At 52.2% G+C, this 17,865-nt stretch carries 18 protein-coding genes; 10 read left to right on the top strand and 8 right to left on the bottom strand.

The genetic code is table 11. The features are described 5' to 3' along the window. The first annotated feature begins 1 nt into the window (after position 1). From ftsQ to mutT, 7 genes are all read left to right on the top strand, one after another. The gene (gene ftsQ / locus AC07RN_RS12535) at positions 2 to 838 is read left to right on the top strand and encodes a cell division protein FtsQ (RefSeq protein WP_478336505.1); all 837 of its coding nucleotides are present in this window, start codon (positions 2 to 4) and stop codon (positions 836 to 838) included. A gap of 2 nt (positions 839 to 840) precedes the next feature. Next, positions 841 to 2,097 carry a cell division protein FtsA gene (gene ftsA / locus AC07RN_RS12540; RefSeq protein ID WP_012016049.1) on the top strand — a complete coding sequence of 419 codons (1,257 nt, stop codon included), beginning with the start codon at positions 841 to 843 and terminating at the stop codon, positions 2,095 to 2,097. 112 nt (positions 2,098 to 2,209) lie between these two features. Then, on the top strand, positions 2,210 to 3,361 hold the full coding sequence (gene ftsZ / locus AC07RN_RS12545) for a cell division protein FtsZ (RefSeq protein WP_006173842.1): 1,152 nt from the start codon (positions 2,210 to 2,212) through the stop codon (positions 3,359 to 3,361). Positions 3,362 to 3,462: 101 nt separating this feature from the next. Further along, positions 3,463 to 4,380, top strand: a complete 918-nt coding sequence (gene lpxC / locus AC07RN_RS12550; RefSeq protein ID WP_012016050.1) for a UDP-3-O-acyl-N-acetylglucosamine deacetylase — start codon at positions 3,463 to 3,465, stop codon at positions 4,378 to 4,380. Between the two features lie 276 nt (positions 4,381 to 4,656). Beyond that, entirely contained in the window at positions 4,657 to 5,160 is a 504-nt protein-coding gene (secM, locus tag AC07RN_RS12555) for a secA translation cis-regulator SecM (protein WP_449554701.1), read from the top strand. Positions 5,161 to 5,220: 60 nt separating this feature from the next. After that, positions 5,221 to 7,926 (top strand): preprotein translocase subunit SecA, encoded by a 2,706-nt coding sequence (gene secA / locus AC07RN_RS12560; protein ID WP_012016052.1) that lies wholly within the window; start codon positions 5,221 to 5,223, stop codon positions 7,924 to 7,926. Positions 7,927 to 7,983: 57 nt separating this feature from the next. Beyond that, positions 7,984 to 8,376, top strand: a complete 393-nt coding sequence (gene mutT, locus AC07RN_RS12565) for an 8-oxo-dGTP diphosphatase MutT (RefSeq protein ID WP_478336506.1) — start codon at positions 7,984 to 7,986, stop codon at positions 8,374 to 8,376. 42 nt (positions 8,377 to 8,418) lie between these two features. On the opposite strand, the gene yacG is transcribed toward mutT, so the two are convergent. From yacG to coaE, 3 genes are read right to left on the bottom strand one after another with little or no spacing between them, the layout of a single operon-like run. After that, entirely contained in the window at positions 8,419 to 8,613 is a 195-nt protein-coding gene (gene yacG, locus AC07RN_RS12570; RefSeq protein ID WP_235134747.1) for a DNA gyrase inhibitor YacG, read from the bottom strand. Between the two features lie 9 nt (positions 8,614 to 8,622). After that, on the bottom strand, positions 8,623 to 9,366 hold the full coding sequence (gene zapD / locus AC07RN_RS12575) for a cell division protein ZapD (RefSeq protein ID WP_478336507.1): 744 nt from the start codon (positions 9,364 to 9,366) through the stop codon (positions 8,623 to 8,625). Further along, a complete protein-coding gene (coaE, locus tag AC07RN_RS12580) occupies positions 9,363 to 9,986 on the bottom strand; it encodes a dephospho-CoA kinase (RefSeq protein ID WP_012016056.1) in 624 nt (207 codons plus the stop codon). Before coaE ends, zapD begins: the two co-directional genes overlap by 4 nt. Before the next feature lie 228 nt (positions 9,987 to 10,214). Between coaE and AC07RN_RS12585 the strand changes: the two genes are divergently transcribed. Next, positions 10,215 to 11,258: a GMP reductase gene (locus tag AC07RN_RS12585; RefSeq protein WP_012016057.1), complete on the top strand. Its 1,044-nt coding sequence runs from the start codon at positions 10,215 to 10,217 to the stop codon at positions 11,256 to 11,258. Positions 11,259 to 11,295: 37 nt separating this feature from the next. Here AC07RN_RS12585 and hofC read toward each other — a convergent pair whose 3' ends face one another. The 4 genes from hofC to nadC form a co-directional block, all read right to left on the bottom strand. Next, the gene (gene hofC, locus AC07RN_RS12590) at positions 11,296 to 12,492 is read right to left on the bottom strand and encodes a protein transport protein HofC (RefSeq protein WP_478336508.1); all 1,197 of its coding nucleotides are present in this window, start codon (positions 12,490 to 12,492) and stop codon (positions 11,296 to 11,298) included. After that, positions 12,482 to 13,867: a type II secretion system protein GspE gene (gene gspE, locus AC07RN_RS12595; protein WP_478336509.1), complete on the bottom strand. Its 1,386-nt coding sequence runs from the start codon at positions 13,865 to 13,867 to the stop codon at positions 12,482 to 12,484. Before gspE ends, hofC begins: the two co-directional genes overlap by 11 nt. Before the next feature lie 11 nt (positions 13,868 to 13,878). Further along, complete coding sequence (ppdD, locus tag AC07RN_RS12600; protein ID WP_012016060.1) at positions 13,879 to 14,316, bottom strand: prepilin peptidase-dependent pilin; 438 nt, start codon at positions 14,314 to 14,316, stop codon at positions 13,879 to 13,881. Positions 14,317 to 14,500: 184 nt separating this feature from the next. Beyond that, positions 14,501 to 15,394: a carboxylating nicotinate-nucleotide diphosphorylase gene (gene nadC / locus AC07RN_RS12605; RefSeq protein ID WP_478336510.1), complete on the bottom strand. Its 894-nt coding sequence runs from the start codon at positions 15,392 to 15,394 to the stop codon at positions 14,501 to 14,503. Between the two features lie 87 nt (positions 15,395 to 15,481). On the opposite strand from nadC, the gene ampD reads away from it, so the two are divergent. Beyond that, positions 15,482 to 16,045, top strand: coding sequence for a 1,6-anhydro-N-acetylmuramyl-L-alanine amidase AmpD (gene ampD, locus AC07RN_RS12610; RefSeq protein ID WP_478336511.1), 564 nt, complete (start codon positions 15,482 to 15,484; stop codon positions 16,043 to 16,045). Further along, positions 16,042 to 16,896, top strand: a complete 855-nt coding sequence (gene ampE / locus AC07RN_RS12615) for a beta-lactamase regulator AmpE (protein WP_263093997.1) — start codon at positions 16,042 to 16,044, stop codon at positions 16,894 to 16,896. Before ampD ends, ampE begins: the two co-directional genes overlap by 4 nt. 18 nt (positions 16,897 to 16,914) lie before the next feature. On the opposite strand, the gene AC07RN_RS12620 is transcribed toward ampE, so the two are convergent. Next, the gene (locus AC07RN_RS12620; RefSeq protein ID WP_478336512.1) at positions 16,915 to 17,865 is read right to left on the bottom strand and encodes a glycoside hydrolase family 43 protein; all 951 of its coding nucleotides are present in this window, start codon (positions 17,863 to 17,865) and stop codon (positions 16,915 to 16,917) included.

Here is a 17,865-nt window from a genome sequence, read left to right on the forward strand (position 1 = left end):
TATGTCTCAGGCTGCATTGAACACGCGGAACCGTGAAGAAGAAGAGGAATATTCTTCTTCAGGGCGGAGTAATGGAACGCGTCTTGCAGGGATTATTTTCCTGCTGGGTGTGCTGTGTACCGTGTTTATCAGCGGCTGGATGGTGTTGGGCTGGATGGAAGATGCGCAGCGGTTACCTCTCTCAAAACTGGTGTTGACCGGGGAGCGGCATTACACACGCAACGACGATATTCGCCAGTCAATTCTGGCTCTGGGGCCGCCTGGGACATTCATGACTCAGGACGTCAACATCATTCAGAGTCAGATTGAACGTCTGCCATGGATAAAGCAGGCGAGCGTAAGAAAGCAATGGCCTGATGAATTGAAGATTCATCTGGTTGAATTTGTGCCGATAGCGCGTTGGAATGATCAGCATATGGTTGACGTAGACGGAAATTCGTTCAGCGTCCCGGCCGATCGTGTTAGCAAGCAAAGTTTACCGATGCTGTATGGTCCGGAAGGAAGCGAAAACGAAGTCCTACAAGGTTTTCGTGAAATGGGTCAGGTGCTGGCTAAAGACAGATTTACGTTAAAAGATGCAGCAATGACCGCTCGTCGCTCGTGGCAACTGACGTTAACGAATGGGATTAAGCTTAATCTTGGTCGCGGTGACACGATGAAGCGTTTGGCGCGTTTTGTAGAACTTTACCCCGTTTTACAGCAGCAGGCGCAGACAGACGGCAAACGGATAAGCTACGTTGATTTGCGCTACGACTCAGGCGCAGCAGTCGGTTGGGTGCCGGCTCCGGTTGAGGAACCTAATCAACAACAGAATCAGGCACAGGTACAGGCAGAATAACAATGATCAAGGCGACGGACAGAAAACTGGTAGTTGGACTAGAGATTGGCACCGCGAAGGTTGCCGCTTTAGTAGGGGAAGTTCTGCCCGACGGTATGGTCAATATCATTGGCGTGGGCAGTTGCCCTTCCCGTGGTATGGATAAAGGTGGGGTAAACGACCTTGAATCGGTGGTGAAATGCGTACAGCGCGCCATCGATCAGGCAGAGTTAATGGCAGATTGCCAGATCTCCTCCGTATATCTTGCGCTTTCTGGTAAGCATATCAGCTGCCAGAACGAAATTGGGATGGTGCCGATTTCCGAAGAAGAAGTGACGCAAGAAGACGTTGAGAATGTTGTGCACACGGCAAAGTCAGTGCGCGTGCGCGATGAGCATCGTGTCCTGCATGTGATCCCACAGGAATATGCGATCGATTATCAAGAGGGTATTAAAAACCCCGTCGGTCTTTCCGGCGTACGTATGCAGGCAAAAGTGCATTTGATCACCTGTCATAACGATATGGCGAAAAACATCGTCAAAGCCGTTGAACGTTGTGGCCTGAAGGTAGACCAACTTATTTTTGCAGGACTGGCGGCCAGTTATTCGGTCCTGACGGAAGATGAACGCGAACTGGGCGTTTGTGTGGTCGACATTGGCGGTGGAACAATGGATATCGCCGTGTACACTGGTGGTGCCTTGCGTCATACCAAAGTAATCCCGTACGCTGGGAACGTCGTGACAAGTGATATTGCCTACGCCTTTGGTACACCACCGAGCGATGCAGAGGCGATCAAAGTCCGTCACGGTTGCGCATTGGGTTCTATCGTGGGCAAAGATGAGAGCGTTGAAGTGCCAAGCGTAGGCGGGCGTCCGCCGCGTAGTCTGCAACGGCAGACTCTGGCAGAGGTGATTGAGCCGCGTTATACCGAGCTGCTTAACCTCGTCAACGAAGAGATTTTACAGTTACAAGAACAGCTTCGTCAGCAGGGCGTGAAACATCATCTTGCGGCGGGGATTGTATTAACCGGCGGCGCGGCGCAAATTGAAGGTCTAGCGGCCTGCGCGCAGCGAGTGTTCCATACGCAAGTTCGTATTGGTGCACCGCTGAATATTACCGGTTTAACGGATTATGCCCAGGAGCCGTATTATTCAACGGCTGTGGGTCTGCTTCACTACGGGAAAGAGTCCCATTTGAGTGGTGAAGCGGAAGTGGAAAAGCGTACGTCAGTCGGGTCGTGGGTCAAACGACTCAATTCCTGGCTGCGAAAAGAATTTTGATTTTTTAAAGAGACCGGAGAAAATTAGCGGTCTCAGGCGACAGGCACATACGCGAAGTCCTTCAAAACGTTTTTACAGCGTGAAGGATGAAGTGTAAAAACGGAGAGAAACCATGTTTGAACCAATGGAATTAACCAACGACGCGGTGATTAAAGTCATCGGCGTCGGTGGCGGCGGCGGTAACGCTGTTGAGCATATGGTGCGTGAGCGCATTGAAGGCGTTGAATTCTTTGCAGTCAACACCGACGCACAGGCATTACGCAAAACGGCTGTAGGCCAGACTATTCAGATCGGTGGTGGTATCACCAAAGGTCTGGGCGCTGGTGCTAACCCAGAAGTGGGTCGTAATGCAGCTGAAGAAGACCGTGAAGCACTGCGTGCTGCGCTCGATGGCGCGGACATGGTGTTTATTGCAGCGGGCATGGGTGGTGGTACCGGTACTGGAGCAGCACCCGTTGTCGCTGAGGTCGCTAAAGATTTAGGTATTCTGACCGTTGCAGTTGTGACTAAGCCTTTCAATTTTGAAGGCAAGAAGCGCATGGCATTCGCGGAGCAGGGTATCACCGAGTTGTCTAAACACGTGGACTCTCTGATCACGATTCCGAACGACAAACTGCTCAAAGTCTTGGGTCGCGGCATCTCTCTGCTTGACGCCTTTGGCGCAGCAAATGACGTGCTTAAAGGCGCAGTCCAGGGTATCGCTGAACTGATTACTCGTCCTGGCCTGATGAACGTTGACTTTGCAGACGTGCGCACCGTGATGTCCGAAATGGGCTACGCGATGATGGGTTCTGGTGTGGCGAGCGGTGAAGACCGTGCAGAAGAAGCGGCTGAAATGGCCATCTCTTCCCCACTGCTGGAAGATATCGATTTGTCGGGTGCGCGTGGCGTTCTGGTCAACATTACCGCTGGCTTTGACCTGCGTCTTGATGAGTTCGAAACGGTGGGTAACACCATCCGTGCGTTCGCTTCAGATAACGCGACTGTGGTTATCGGTACTTCCCTTGATCCGGAAATGAACGACGAACTGCGTGTGACTGTTGTTGCAACCGGTATTGGCATGGACAAACGTCCAGAAATTACCCTTGTGACGAATAAACAGACTCAGCAGCCTGTCATGGATCGTTACCAGCAGCACGGTATGGCTCCGCTGACTCAAGAGCAGAAACCAGCCGCTAAAGTGGTTAACGATAATACGCCGCAAACCGCGAAAGAACCGGATTATCTGGATATCCCAGCATTCCTGCGCAAGCAAGCTGACTAAGAATTGGCTGGAATTTGGGGATTTTCGCTCTTTGTGCTAAACTGGCCATCCGTTAGTGATATACACTTTCGGCTGGATAAGTAATTTGGCGAGATTATACGATGATCAAACAAAGGACACTTAAACGTATCGTTCAGGCGACTGGCGTCGGTTTACATACCGGCAAAAAAGTCACACTGACGTTGCGCCCTGCGTCGGCCAATACCGGGGTCATCTATCGTCGCACCGACTTGAATCCACCGGTAGATTTCCCGGCCGATGCCAAATCTGTGCGTGATACTATGCTCTGTACCTGTCTGGTCAATGAGCATGACGTGCGGATTTCTACCGTAGAGCACTTGAATGCCGCCCTCGCGGGTCTGGGTATCGACAACATTGTTATCGAAGTCGATGCGCCTGAGATTCCGATCATGGATGGTAGTGCTGCTCCGTTCGTTTATTTGTTGCTGGACGCTGGCATCGAAGAACTGAACTGTGCGAAGAAATTTGTTCGCATTAAAGAGACGGTTCGCGTTGAAGATGGCGACAAGTGGGCTGAATTCAAACCGTTTAATGGTTTCTCGTTGGACTTTACCATCGACTTTAACCATCCAGCGATTGATGCCAGTACCCAGCGCTATGCGATGAACTTCTCTGCTGATGCGTTTATGCGTCAAATCAGTCGTGCCCGTACTTTCGGTTTCATGCGTGATATCGAATATCTGCAGTCCCGTGGCCTGTGCCTGGGCGGCAGCTTCGATTGTGCCATCGTTGTTGACGATTATCGCGTGCTGAACGAAGACGGCCTGCGTTTTGAAGATGAATTCGTTCGTCACAAAATGCTGGATGCGATTGGCGACCTGTTCATGTGCGGTCACAATATTATTGGTGCATTTACCGCGTTTAAATCCGGTCATGCATTGAATAATAAGTTACTGCAAGCTGTCCTGGCTAAACAGGAAGCTTGGGAATATGTGACCTTCGAAGACGAAGCTGAATTGCCTCTGGCATTCAAAGCACCGAGCACGGTCCTGGCGTAACGGTAACAGCCGTTTCGTAAAATCGACTGGTTAACCTGGTACTCTCTCCGGCCAGGAAGACCAGTCGTTTTTGTTTCTACAGTTGTGTCGTAATATCCTGCCTGATGTTTGCCCTGCCTGAGCACAATATGTTCGTGCGTTCGCTGCATTCTTGACCGTTTTTACCTGCTGTCGTACGTCATTCCTGCTGCTGTGTTCGAGCTTTAATGGTAATATTTGGGCGCTAAAATAATTTTAGGTAAGCCACTCAAGGCTTATCTTGCGATGGTGGACTCATTGAGCGGAATTCTAACGCGCTGGCGACAATTTGGCAGACGTTACTTTTGGCCGCATCTCTTATTAGGGATGGTTGCGGCGAGCTTCGGCTTGCCTGTACTCAGCGCAAATGCTGAAACGGTTACACCCGCTAAGACCAACACCGCCCGACATGATTTATCCACGCGAGTCAATTTTACCAACCTCGCGCTGTTGGAAGCCACGCGTCGCCCGAATTTCACTGTCGACTATTGGCATCAACATGCAATCCGCACTGTCATTCGTCATCTCTCTTTTGCGATGGCACCGCAGGCAATGCCTGTTGCACAAGAGTCGCTGCCTGTTCAGGCGCAGCACCTGGCATTACTGGATACGCTCAATGCTTTGCTGACTCAGGAAAGTAAGCCGCCTGTCATTGTCCGTCAGCAGACAAACATCACTTTCATTCCCCACGCCGCTTTCTCCGTCTCTGCCTGGATTAGCCAGGTACAGGGCATCCGCGCCGGACCCCAACGCCTCAGCTAAATTAACCGTTTTTCAATACTTTAATTTATCTGCCCATCATGGGGCGCGTGAGAATTTATTATGTTAATCAAATTATTAACCAAAGTTTTTGGCAGTCGTAACGATCGTACCCTGCGCCGCATGCGCAAAGCCGTCACCGTCATCAATGCCATGGAACCGGAGATGGAAAAACTCTCCGACGACGAACTGAAAGCAAAAACCGTTGAGTTCCGCGCACGTCTGGACAAAGGTGAAACAGTAGAAAGCCTGATTCCAGAAGCATTCGCCGTGGTTCGCGAAGCGAGTAAGCGTGTGTTTGGAATGCGTCACTTTGACGTGCAACTGCTCGGCGGTATGGTGTTGAACGAACGTTGCATCGCTGAAATGCGTACCGGTGAAGGTAAAACCCTGACCGCAACCCTGCCTGCCTATCTGAACGCACTGTCCGGCAAGGGCGTACACGTCGTGACCGTCAACGACTATCTGGCGCAACGTGATGCGGAAAACAACCGTCCGTTATTCGAATTCCTGGGCATGTCCGTCGGCATCAACATGTCTGGTTTACCTGCACCAGCTAAGCGTGAAGCCTACGGCGCGGATATCACCTACGGCACCAATAACGAATACGGCTTTGACTACCTGCGCGACAACATGGCATTTAGCCCAGAAGAACGTGTACAGCGTAAGCTGCACTATGCATTGGTCGATGAGGTGGACTCCATTCTGATCGATGAAGCGCGTACCCCACTTATCATTTCTGGCCCGGCTGAAGATAGCTCGGACATGTACCGCAAAGTCGACAAAATCATTCCGCATCTGATTCGTCAGGAAAAAGAAGATTCCGACACATTCCAGGGCGAAGGTCACTTCTCCGTGGATGAAAAAGCGCGTCAGGTGAACCTGACTGAGCGCGGTCTGATTCAGATCGAAGAGCTTTTGGTTGAGCAGGGCATCATGGAAGAGGGTGAGTCACTCTACTCCCCAACCAACATCATGCTGATGCATCACGTGACCGCTGCACTGCGCGCGCATGCTCTGTTTACCCGTGATGTGGATTACATCGTCAAAGACGGTGAAGTTATCATCGTTGATGAACACACCGGCCGTACCATGCAGGGTCGTCGCTGGTCTGATGGTCTGCACCAGGCGGTTGAAGCCAAAGAAGGCGTGGATATTCAGAACGAAAACCAGACGCTGGCTTCTATCACTTTCCAGAACTATTTCCGCCTGTATGAAAAACTGGCTGGTATGACCGGTACGGCTGACACCGAAGCGTTTGAATTCAGCTCCATCTACAAACTGGATACCGTGGTTGTCCCGACCAACCGTCCAATGATCCGTAAAGATATGCCGGATCTGGTGTACATGACCGAAGCGGAAAAAATTCAGGCGATTATCGAAGATATCCGTGAGCGTACTGCAGCAGGCCAGCCGGTTCTGGTGGGTACGATTTCCATTGAGAAATCCGAAGTGGTTTCTCATGAACTGGAAAAAGCAGGGATTAAGCACAACGTTCTTAACGCTAAATTCCACGCCAAAGAAGCGGATATCGTTGCACAGGCGGGTTACCCGGCAGCAGTGACCATCGCAACCAACATGGCGGGTCGTGGTACCGATATCGTGCTGGGCGGTAGCTGGCAGTCAGAGTTGGCTGAGCTGGAAAACCCAACTCCTGAGCAGATTGCACAAGTTAAAGCCGACTGGCAGGTGCGTCACGATGCCGTGCTGGCCTCCGGTGGTCTGCATATCATTGGTACAGAGCGTCACGAATCTCGCCGTATTGATAACCAGCTGCGTGGTCGTGCGGGTCGTCAGGGTGATGCCGGTTCTTCACGCTTCTACCTGTCTATGGAAGATGCGTTGATGCGTATTTTTGCTTCTGACCGTGTGTCAGGCATGATGCGTAAACTGGGTATGAAACCAGGCGAAGCCATCGAACACCCATGGGTGACCAAAGCGATTGCCAATGCACAGCGCAAAGTAGAAAGCCGCAACTTCGACATCCGTAAGCAACTGCTTGAATATGATGACGTTGCTAACGATCAGCGTCGTGCAATTTACACTCAGCGTAACGAACTGCTGGATGTAACTGATGTGAGCGAAACCATCAACAGCATTCGCGAGGATGTGTTTAAAGCGACGATCGATGCCTACATTCCGCCACAATCGCTGGAAGAAATGTGGGATGTTGAAGGTCTGCAAGAACGTCTGAAAAATGACTTCGATCTCGAACTGCCGGTCAAAGAGTGGCTGGACAAAGAGCCGGAGCTGCATGAAGAAACCTTGCGCGAACGTATTCTTGAAAACGCGATTGAGGTTTATAAGCGTAAAGAAGAAGTCGTCGGCACCGAGATGATGCGTCACTTCGAGAAAGGCGTGATGCTGCAAACGCTGGATTCCCTGTGGAAAGAGCATCTGGCGGCGATGGACTACCTACGTCAGGGTATTCACCTGCGTGGTTACGCGCAAAAAGATCCGAAGCAAGAATACAAACGTGAATCCTTCGCGATGTTTGCGACGATGCTTGAATCACTGAAATACGAAGTGATCAGCACCCTGGGTAAAGTCCAGGTTCGCATGCCGGAAGAAGTAGAAGCAATGGAGCAGCAGCGTCGTGAGGAAGCTGAGCGTCTGGCGCAGATGCAACAGCTGAGTCATCAAACTGACGAAAATGAAGCAGCTGAGGCGATTGCTGCCCAAACGGGCGATCGCAAAGTGGGTCGTAACGATCCATGCCCTTGCGGTTCCGGTAAAAAATATAAGTCGTGCCATGGCCGTTTAAGCTAAGCACAGAGTAAATCGAAAAGGCGCAGATCTCTGCGCCTTTTTTATGGGTATAACACTATGAAAGTACTGCAAATTGCCGTCGGGATTATCCGCAATCCATTAAATCAAATCTTTATTACCCAGCGGGCGGCCGATGCCCACATGGCGAATAAACTGGAGTTTCCTGGCGGTAAAATAGAAGCGGGTGAAACGCCTGAAGAGGCGTTAGTTCGCGAGCTTCAGGAAGAGGTTGGGATTACACCGTACAACGCGACATTATTCGATAAACTCGAGTATCAGTTCCCGGACCGTCACATCACGCTGTGGTTCTTTATGGTTGAGAGCTGGGAAGGTGAACCTTGGAGGAAAGAAGAGCAACTCGGGATGTGGATTGAGCAAGGCGCACTGGAGGCTGACAAATTCCCGCCTGCCAATGAACCCGTTATTACCAGACTGATTCAGGGCGTGTAGACCTGCTAACCCGAGTGCCAGCAGGTCCAGCGAAGAACCTAACTACTTCAGTTCTTCGCTCCAGTCATCGCTATCTGACAGGCCACCCTCGCTCGGGATGCGTTTCTCTTCTGCCGCCCATTCACCCAGATCGATGAGCTGACAGCGCTTACAGCAAAACGGGCGAAACGGACTGATTTCACCCCAGACAACAGCTTTGCCACAGGTCGGGCAATTCACGGTAATCACTTCAGACATTGGCACTCCTTAACAGCAAGCCAGTTCAAAATCGAGACGTTCCGGCACGCTTCCATTCTCGCTATCCAGCGGCATAAATCGAATCGCAAAGCGGCTTTTATGGCCTGAAATTTGCGGATAAAGCTGATCGCCGAGTGAAAGTTGCAGTCGCAGCAGGTCGGCATCATCGCCATTATCCTGATAAAAACCGTTAAGGCTGGTTTGCTTGCGAAACGGTGCTGAGTTGCGAACAAGGTCAAGAATCAGGGTCAGCGCTTGATTCATCGGCTCGAGGCTTCCCATCCAGTTTTTTACCTGTGCATCACGCTGTTCTTGCGACATATGCAGCCAGATGTGCAATGTTGGCAGGTCAAAACTACAGCATCCTCCCGGAATACTCAGTCGCTGGCGCACCAGCCCAATCAACCGATCTTCTCGCAGAAATTGCCCAACGCGAGGGGCGGCCATAAGAATAGTGCTGCTTTGCTTCAGCTGCAGGCGGATTGAATCGATACGGTTCTGATCGACGCCTGGGACTTCAGCCCAGCCCTGCAATTTTCGCTGCTGACGTTCGAGTTCTTTGAGCAACTCTGTGCGAACGTCGCCCCGCTCAATAACATCCAGCAGGTCGCCAACGTTGCGGAAAAAATGCAGCGCGGTCGCGTGCTCGGCGATCGGAAGATGAAAAGACATCTGCTGAATGAGAAATTCGATGCGCAGCCAGGTGCGCATTTTCTCATTCAGCGGGTGTTCAAAAAGGATATGAGAACTCATTGTGTTTTGTCCTGTGCTGCGGCCTGCGCGGCATACGTCAGATAGTGTGCGTGCAGGCGGGCAACATCCGATGCAATTGTTTCGGGTGCGCCGTTATTATCAATAACGTCATCTGCGACGGCAAGTCGTGCTTCACGCGTTGCCTGCGCAGCAAGAATTTGTTCAGCATGTTGGCGTGTGACGTTATCGCGCAACATCGTTCGCTGAAGTTGTGTTTCGGGTAACACATCGATGACCAGAATTCTGTTGGCTTTATGCTGAAGTTGATTTTCGACGAGCAACGGAATAACCCATAAAACATACGGCGATGTTGCCGCAGAGATCTGTCGCTGAGTTTCCTGGTGAATCATGGGGTGAAGAAGCGCATTGAGCCAGGTTTTTTCTTCCGGTCGAGAAAAAATGCGCTCGCGCAACAGACGTCTGTTCAGGGAGCCGTCACTGTTAATGATGTCCTGGCCGAAATGCGCTTCAATGGCTCTTAAGCCGGGGGTGTGAGGCTCAACCACCTGTCGGGCAATGATGTCAGCATCAACAATCACGATACCCAAACGTGAGAAAGCGTCAGCAACAGTGCTTTTACCACTCCCGATGCCGCCCGTTAACGCAACAATGTACCCCATTAAATAAAATCCCGGGAAGTATTCATCATTAAAATCATTTAGTTATCGTTTAAAATTGCAGTGGCGTGGGTCTGCCTCTGATTACCCGCTTTATACCAGGTAAATTTATAGGATTGTAGCGTAAAAAAAGAGAAATTCGCAGTCTTGCGGAGCACGTATTAGTGCGTATGATAACGTCACTGGAGTTGTGCTTTACACTTTTTTGCCTCTAACCCCAGGAATCCCCGCATGCGTATCGAAGAAGATCTGAAGTTAGGTTTTAAAGACGTTCTTATCCGCCCTAAACGCTCTACACTGAAAAGTCGCTCAGACGTTGAACTCGAACGCCAATTCACCTTTAAACATTCCGGTCAGACCTGGTCTGGTGTTCCTATCATTGCCGCCAATATGGATACCGTGGGTACCTTCGCGATGGCAACGGCATTGGCGTCGTTCGATATCCTGACCGCAGTGCACAAACACTATAGCGTTGAAGAATGGAATGCCTTTGCCGCTTCAGCTTCCGCAGATGTGCTCAAACATGTGATGGTCTCAACCGGCACCTCTGATACTGATTTCGAGAAAACCAAACAAATTCTGATTGCGAATCCGGCACTGAATTTCCTGTGCATCGATGTGGCTAACGGGTATTCCGAGCATTTCGTGCAGTTTGTTAGCAAAGCACGTGAAGCATGGCCTGATAAAACCATCATCGCTGGCAATGTCGTGACCGGTGAGATGTGCGAAGAGTTGATTCTGGCTGGCGCGGATATTGTGAAAGTCGGCATTGGTCCTGGCTCTGTGTGTACTACACGCGTCAAAACCGGTGTTGGCTATCCTCAGCTGTCCGCCGTGATTGAATGTGCTGATGCCGCTCACGGCCTTGGTGGTCAGATCATTAGTGACGGCGGCTGCACCATGCCTGGTGATGTTGCCAAAGCCTTTGGCGGCGGCGCAGATTTCGTGATGCTGGGCGGGATGCTGGCCGGTCATGAAGAGAGCGGCGGCACAGTCGTTGAAGAAAACGGCGAGAAATTTATGCTCTTCTACGGCATGAGCTCTGAATCAGCAATGAACCGCCACGTCGGTGGTGTTGCGCAGTATCGCGCCGCGGAAGGTAAAACCGTGAAGCTACCATTGCGTGGCCCAGTTGAAAATACCGCCCGCGACGTTATGGGTGGCCTGCGTTCTGCCTGTACCTACGTGGGGGCATCACGACTGAAAGAGCTGACTAAACGCACAACGTTTATTCGCGTTCAGGAACAGGAAAACCGCATTTTCAACAGCCTGTAATTGCTTTGCTCCGCTGGCGCACGCCCGTGTGCCAGCTTTATCCTGCACTCATCGCATCGCCTAAATGGAAAATAGGGAGATACATCGCCACCACCAGCGTTCCGATTATTAACCCGGTCACGATGAGCAGCAGGGGTTCTAACAGCGAGGCCAGGTCGTCGGCCTGCTGAAATGTTTGTTCATTATGATGACGGGCAAGATTGACCAGCATGCTATCAAGGGAACCGGACACCTCTCCTGTTCGCACAAGCTGGATGCATAAGGGCGTGAAGATCCCTGCTTTCGTTAATGACGACCATATTGGGTCCCCCTGCGTAACGCGATCCCTGACCCCTTTCAGGATCTCCTGCCAGTACACCCCCTCAACGGACTCTTGAGAACTTTCCAGCCCCTGTAAAAACGCAATGCCCGCCTGCTGGGTCAGCGACAACACGGTAAAAATCTGACTGAGTTTTTGTCCACGAGCCAGCGATCCCATAATTGGGATACGCAGTAAAAAACGCTGACAGAATCGCTGCCAGCCGAGATGATGCCGTAGGCAACGCATCACGATGACGGGTAAAAATAACGCAAGGATGAGAGCAATGGCTTGCTGGCGTACGAAAGTCGCAAAACCCATCACCCACTGTGTGAGCATAGGAAGCGGTGTATTAAATGTTTTATAAATAGCCGCAAATTCCGGCAGGACGAACGTCACCATCGCCAGTACCACGACCACAGCCAGCGCGAGAATGATCATCGGATAGCGCAGTGCTTTTTTCACCTTCGCGCTAAGCTGTTGCTGCAATTTTTGTTGCTGCGCTAACTGCCGGCAACATTCTTCCAGCTTGCCTGTCAGCTCCCCGGTTTTCATCATGGAGACATAAAGCGGGCTAAATACGTCTGGCCATTTCTTTAAAGCATCGGAGAAGGCGCAGCCTTCGCTGAGATCGTCAGCAAGGTTGTTAAGCAGTGCCTGCCACTGTTTAACGGGATGCTGCTCAGCCAACATTTGCAGGCTGTAGGCAAGCGTGAGACCAGCCTGGAGCAGGGTAGCCAGTTGTCGAAAAATCTCGTAGCAATGATGAGACTGCCACTGCTGGTGCAGAGGGCTGCGCGTGAGCCGAAGTGGGTAAAGTGCTTTGAGTGATAATCGGGTGATTGCTGCCTGGCGATCAATGGCTAATAGCGTCCCTTGTTGAAGCTCGCCCTCGGCAGTCATCGCGCGCCAGCGCCAAAGATGATTAGCAGCCATTCGGTAACCCCAACACGCGGATCAATTCTTCAAAGGTGGTTTGCCCTTTCTCAACGGCCATGCAGCCATGTTCGAAAAGCGTTGTCATGCCGGTCTTTTTTGCCTTGATTTCGACCTCTTCAACGGAGGCGCCGCTGGCAATGGCCTGGCGGATGTCGCTGTTAATAGCCAGGACTTCAAACAGGGCAACGCGGCCGTAAAAACCGTGATAACAACGATCGCATCCCGTCGGTTGCCAGTGAGGTAGCTGTCGCGGCCAGATGTTATGCGGGATGAGCGTTTCCTGATGGGTCTCTTTCGTACAATGAGGACAAAGGCGGCGGACTAGACGTTGAGCGATCACCAGCGTAAGCGCAGAGGAAACCATCCAGCGTGCAACGCCCATCTGCTGAAGCCGCACCAGCGTCTCAAGGGTGGAGTTGGTGTGTAACGTCGAGAGCACCAGATGGCCTGTCTGGGCAGCATTGATAGCAATCTCCGCCGTTTCGCCGTCACGGATTTCCCCCACCATGATGATGTCAGGATCCTGACGTAAAAGTGCCCGTAATACGCTTTGAAAGGTTAGGCCCGCTCGAGGGTTGATTTGTGTTTGATTCAGCCCAGCGAGAGGGATTTCAATGGGATCTTCTACGCTGCACAGATTCACGTCTTGTGTATTACGGGCTTGAAGTGCGCTGTAGAGCGTTACGGTTTTGCCGCTGCCCGTGGGGCCGGTTACCAACAGTAATCCCTGCGGTTGCTGGAGCGCTTGCTCGAAGTGGGCAAGCTGGGCTGTCGTCATACCCAATGTCTCAAGTTCCAGCGCCTGCTGCACCTGATGTAAAAGCCGCAACACAATTTTTTCTCCACCGCGGCAGGGTAACGTGGCGATGCGAAAAGAGACCGATACTCCCGACAGCTCGACGGTAAACTGACCATCCTGCGGTAAACGTCGCTCGGCGATATCCAGATTACCCAGCACCTTTAATCGAGCAATCAGGGTGGTACCTATCGCCGCATTTAGCGGGGGCTGCGGGTATAAGACGCCGTCAATGCGCAAGCGGATTTGCCAGGCATTCCCGGCTGGCTCAACGTGGATATCGGAGGCTCGCTGGCTGAGTGCTTGTAAAAGCGTTCGGTTAAGAATATCCGCCGCCAGGCTTGTATCCTGCGAAATGACGGGCAAATTCGATGTCGAAGACATTTGCTGATGCTTTTCCATGCGCTCTGCCGTCCAGCATTGAATATCGATCCGTTTTTGTGTGGCGAATCGCAGGGCCTCCATCATTTCCGCAGCAGGGGTTCCCGCCACGGCAATACTCACCATTTCAGCGTCGCTACTGAGAATAAGCGCATGATGACGCTGGCACAGCATGACCAGTTGTTCCGAATTCATCGTTCGCTTCCTCAATTATTATCAAAGCGGAAGACGTCTTCGCAGGCCTGTTTGAGCGCGCTGTCATCGCTGATGTTGCAGTTGCGCGTCCAGCCGGTGATGCCGTTGCCATTGTCCCAGATTGGCGTCATGACCACTTCCAAACCGTTGAGGCTCTCCTGACCGGTTAATCCAACCGTGCCTTTCGCGACGCTCATGGCGGAGACATAGCGCGTGGTGGTAGGCGAGGGGATGCCGTTTACGCTGGCATCACACGTCTCGACACCGCCATGATCGAGCGCACAAAGTTCGACCGCTGTGCGATAGGGGACAAAGGTTTGCAGCATGTCCGTGAGTGCAGCTTTGCGAAGATAGTTTTGGTATGCGGGCACGCCGATGGCGCTGAGAATGGCAATAATGCCGATGACCACCATTAGCTCAATGAGCGTGAATCCTTTTTGTCTGTTCATGTCTGCTCCTTAAATAAGTGGAGCAAATGTGGCAGTTCCGAAGAAGAGAAACGAGCGGCAAAAAACGGATTGTGAAGGCGGATTCAGAAGATTAAGCGGCGGTTACAATAAGATGTAAAAATTTTGCGAGGGGTATCGAGAACGTCTTGTGATCCTCTCCCGAAAAAGAGGATCACAATGCTGATTATTTGAAACGCATGGAGAGGTCAAGCGCCTGCACGTGCTTGGTCAGCGCGCCGACGGAGATGAAATCTACGCCTGTTTCAGCAAACGCGCGGAGGGTTTCCTGCGTGACATTACCCGAGACTTCAAGCTGCGCCTGGCCATTGGTGCGTTTAACCGCTTCGCGCATTTGTTCCGTTTCGAAGTTATCCAGCATGATGATATCGGCACCCGCTTTAATGGCGGCATCAAGCTCTTCCATGTTTTCCACTTCCACTTCGACAGGCACATCCGGATGCAGCCAGAAGGCTTTTTCAACGGCCTGACGCACGGATCCTGAGGCAATAATGTGATTTTCTTTAATCAGAAACGCATCGGATAAACCTAAGCGATGGTTAGCGCCGCCGCCGCATAACACTGCGTATTTCAGCGCCGTACGCAGGCCTGGCAGCGTTTTGCGGGTATCCAGCAGCTGAGTTTTCGTGCCTGCCAGCAGATCAACGTAGCGGCGAACTTCACTGGCCACGCCGGACAGCGTCTGGACAAAGTTTAACGCCGTGCGCTCACCTGTCAGCAGCACGCGGGAAGGGCCCTCGAGCTCAAAAAGAGGCTGATTCGCTGTGATGCTGGCACCATCTTCCACATGCCACGTCACTTTTACGTTATCGCCAGCCAACTGAGTGAAGACCTCTTCAACCCAGCGTTTACCGCAAAAGATGCCGTCTTCACGGGTGATGATCACCGCGTGCGAGCGTGTCTCTTTTGGCAACAATTGTGCGGTAATATCGTTATCCGCATTCACCTCACCACCCAAATCTTCGCGTAGTGCCTGAGCCACGCTTTCCGGGATATCAAGGTTAATACGTTCCAGAAGCGCGTCACGTCGGTGGTCGGGGTTGTAACGGCGAGGCGGCATGATAAAACTCCAAATTGGTAACGAATCATAAGATTGAAACATGCTACTCTGAACCGAGTATCAGCACCATATATAAGGAGAGCCAGCATGCAGTTACAAAACGGATGGCTGGTGGACGCGCGGCATGTACCTTCGCCGCACCATGATTGCCGCCCGGAGGACGAATCGCCCTCACTGCTGGTGGTCCATAACATTAGCCTGCCACCTGGCGAATTTGGTGGTCCGTGGATAGACGCATTATTCACTGGAACAATTGATCCCAACGCTCATCCCTTTTTTGCTGAGATCGCGCACCTGCGCGTTTCGGCCCATTGTCTGATTCGCCGCGACGGTGAAATCGTCCAGTATGTTCCTTTTGATAAACGCGCTTGGCACGCCGGTGTGTCGTCGTACTGTGGGCGTGAGAAATGCAATGATTTTTCGATTGGTATTGAGCTGGAAGGCACGGATACCACGCCTTACACCGATGCGCAGTATCAGGCACTGTGTGCGGTGACGCGAAAATTGATCGCCCGCTATCCAACAATTTCCGACAATATCACTGGGCATAGCGATATCGCGCCGGTGAGAAAAACCGATCCAGGACCGGCTTTTGACTGGTCCAGGTTTCGCGCCATGCTTACCGCTTCGTCAGACAAGGAGATGACATGACGTTGTTCACCATGCTGCTGGTGATGATCGCTGAACGGTTGTTCAAACTGGGCGAACACTGGCATTTGGATCACCGGATGGAAGTGCTGTTCCGTCGGATTAAGCACTTTTCAATGTTGCGCACGATCCTGATGACGGCTGTCGTCATGGGTGCTGTTTACCTGCTACTGCGCGCGCTGTATGGTCTGTTTTTCAACGTCCCGCTTTTGGTGGTCTGGATCCTGCTCGGCGTGCTGTGTATCGGTGCGGGGAAAGTGCGTTTGCACTATCACGCCTACCTGAAAGCGGCTTCGCGTGATGACAGCCATGCGCGCGGCGCGATGGCGAGCGAGCTGACGCTGATCCATGGCGTACCGCCCGATTGCAACGAACGCGATTATTTACGCGAGCTGCAAAACGCCCTGCTGTGGATTAACTTCCGCTACTATCTTGCGCCGCTGTTCTGGTTCGTGGCGGGCGGGGCGTGGGGCCCAGTGTTGCTGATGGGCTATGCATTTTTACGCGCCTGGCAGACGTGGCTTGCCCGCTACCTGACGCCCCATGAACGTTTGCAATCCGGTATCGACGGTATTCTTCATGTGCTGGACTGGCTGCCGGTGCGTCTGGTGGGCGTAGTGTATGCGTTGATTGGTCACGGCGAGAAAGCGCTTCCGGCGTGGTTTGCGTCCCTTGCCGATCGCCATACGTCGCAATATCAGGTACTAACCCGTCTGGCGCAATTCTCACTCGCGCGCGAACCGCATACGGATAAAGTCGAGACCCCAAAAGCGGCGGTGTCGATGGCGAAGAAAACCTCGTTTGTGATTGTGGTGCTGGTCGCGCTGTTGACCATCTACGGTACGCTGGTTTAACCCAGCGCACCGCGTCAATTAAAGCGTATCTGCGGGCGGGATGCCAAAATCGGGCATCCCGTTTTTGTCCCAGCGAACCAATTTCAGACGGGTATGACGGTTGGGATCGTACAGCGGATCGCCTTCAATTTCGGTGTAATTTCGCGCGTGATACACCAACACGTCTTCTCCACCCGGCGTCTGCGTGAAGCTGTTATGCCCCGGCCCGTACTGACGATTTTCGTAGCTGGTGGTGAACACAGGACGCGGCACTTTGTGCCAGTTTTGCGGGTTCTTAGGATCGGCATTCATGTCTATCCACAGCAGCCCCATGCAGTAATTCTCATCCGTCGCACTGGCGGAATAGCTGACAAACAGTTTGTTGCCGTGCACTAAAACCGCCGGACCTTCGTTAACCCAAAATCCGCGGCATTCCCAGTCATACTCCGGTTTACTCAGCATCACGGGATCGCATTTCAGCGTCCATGGATTTTCCATTTCGCACAGATACAGATTGGAATTACCCGAGATATCCGGGGCTTTCTGCGCCCACAGATACCAGCGCTTACCCTGATGAACAAAGGTGGTGGCGTCGAGCGCAAAGGTATCAAACGGCGTTTTGATTTGTCCTTTCTCGATCCACCGTGCGTTAAGCGGATCGTCGCCTGTGCCTTCAAGCGCAAACATTCGGTGCTGGAACATACCCAGCTTATCCAGCGCTTGAGTGTGGGTCGCGGCAAAATAGATGTACCACTTTCCTTCGATGTGGTGCAGTTCCGGGGCCCAAATGAGCTCACTCATCGGGCCGGTGTCCGGTTTGTGCCACACCACGACTTCCTCCGCGCTGCGCAATCCTTCTAGCGAGTCGGCGCGGCGAAGGGTCAGCCTGTCGTACTCTGGCACGGAGGCGATGAAATAGTATTGCCCCTCATGATGCAAAATATACGGGTCAGCACGTTGTTCAATAAAGGGATTTGGCCAGTTACGCAT

The organism is Lelliottia sp. GFLA7 (genome assembly GCF_056490165.1).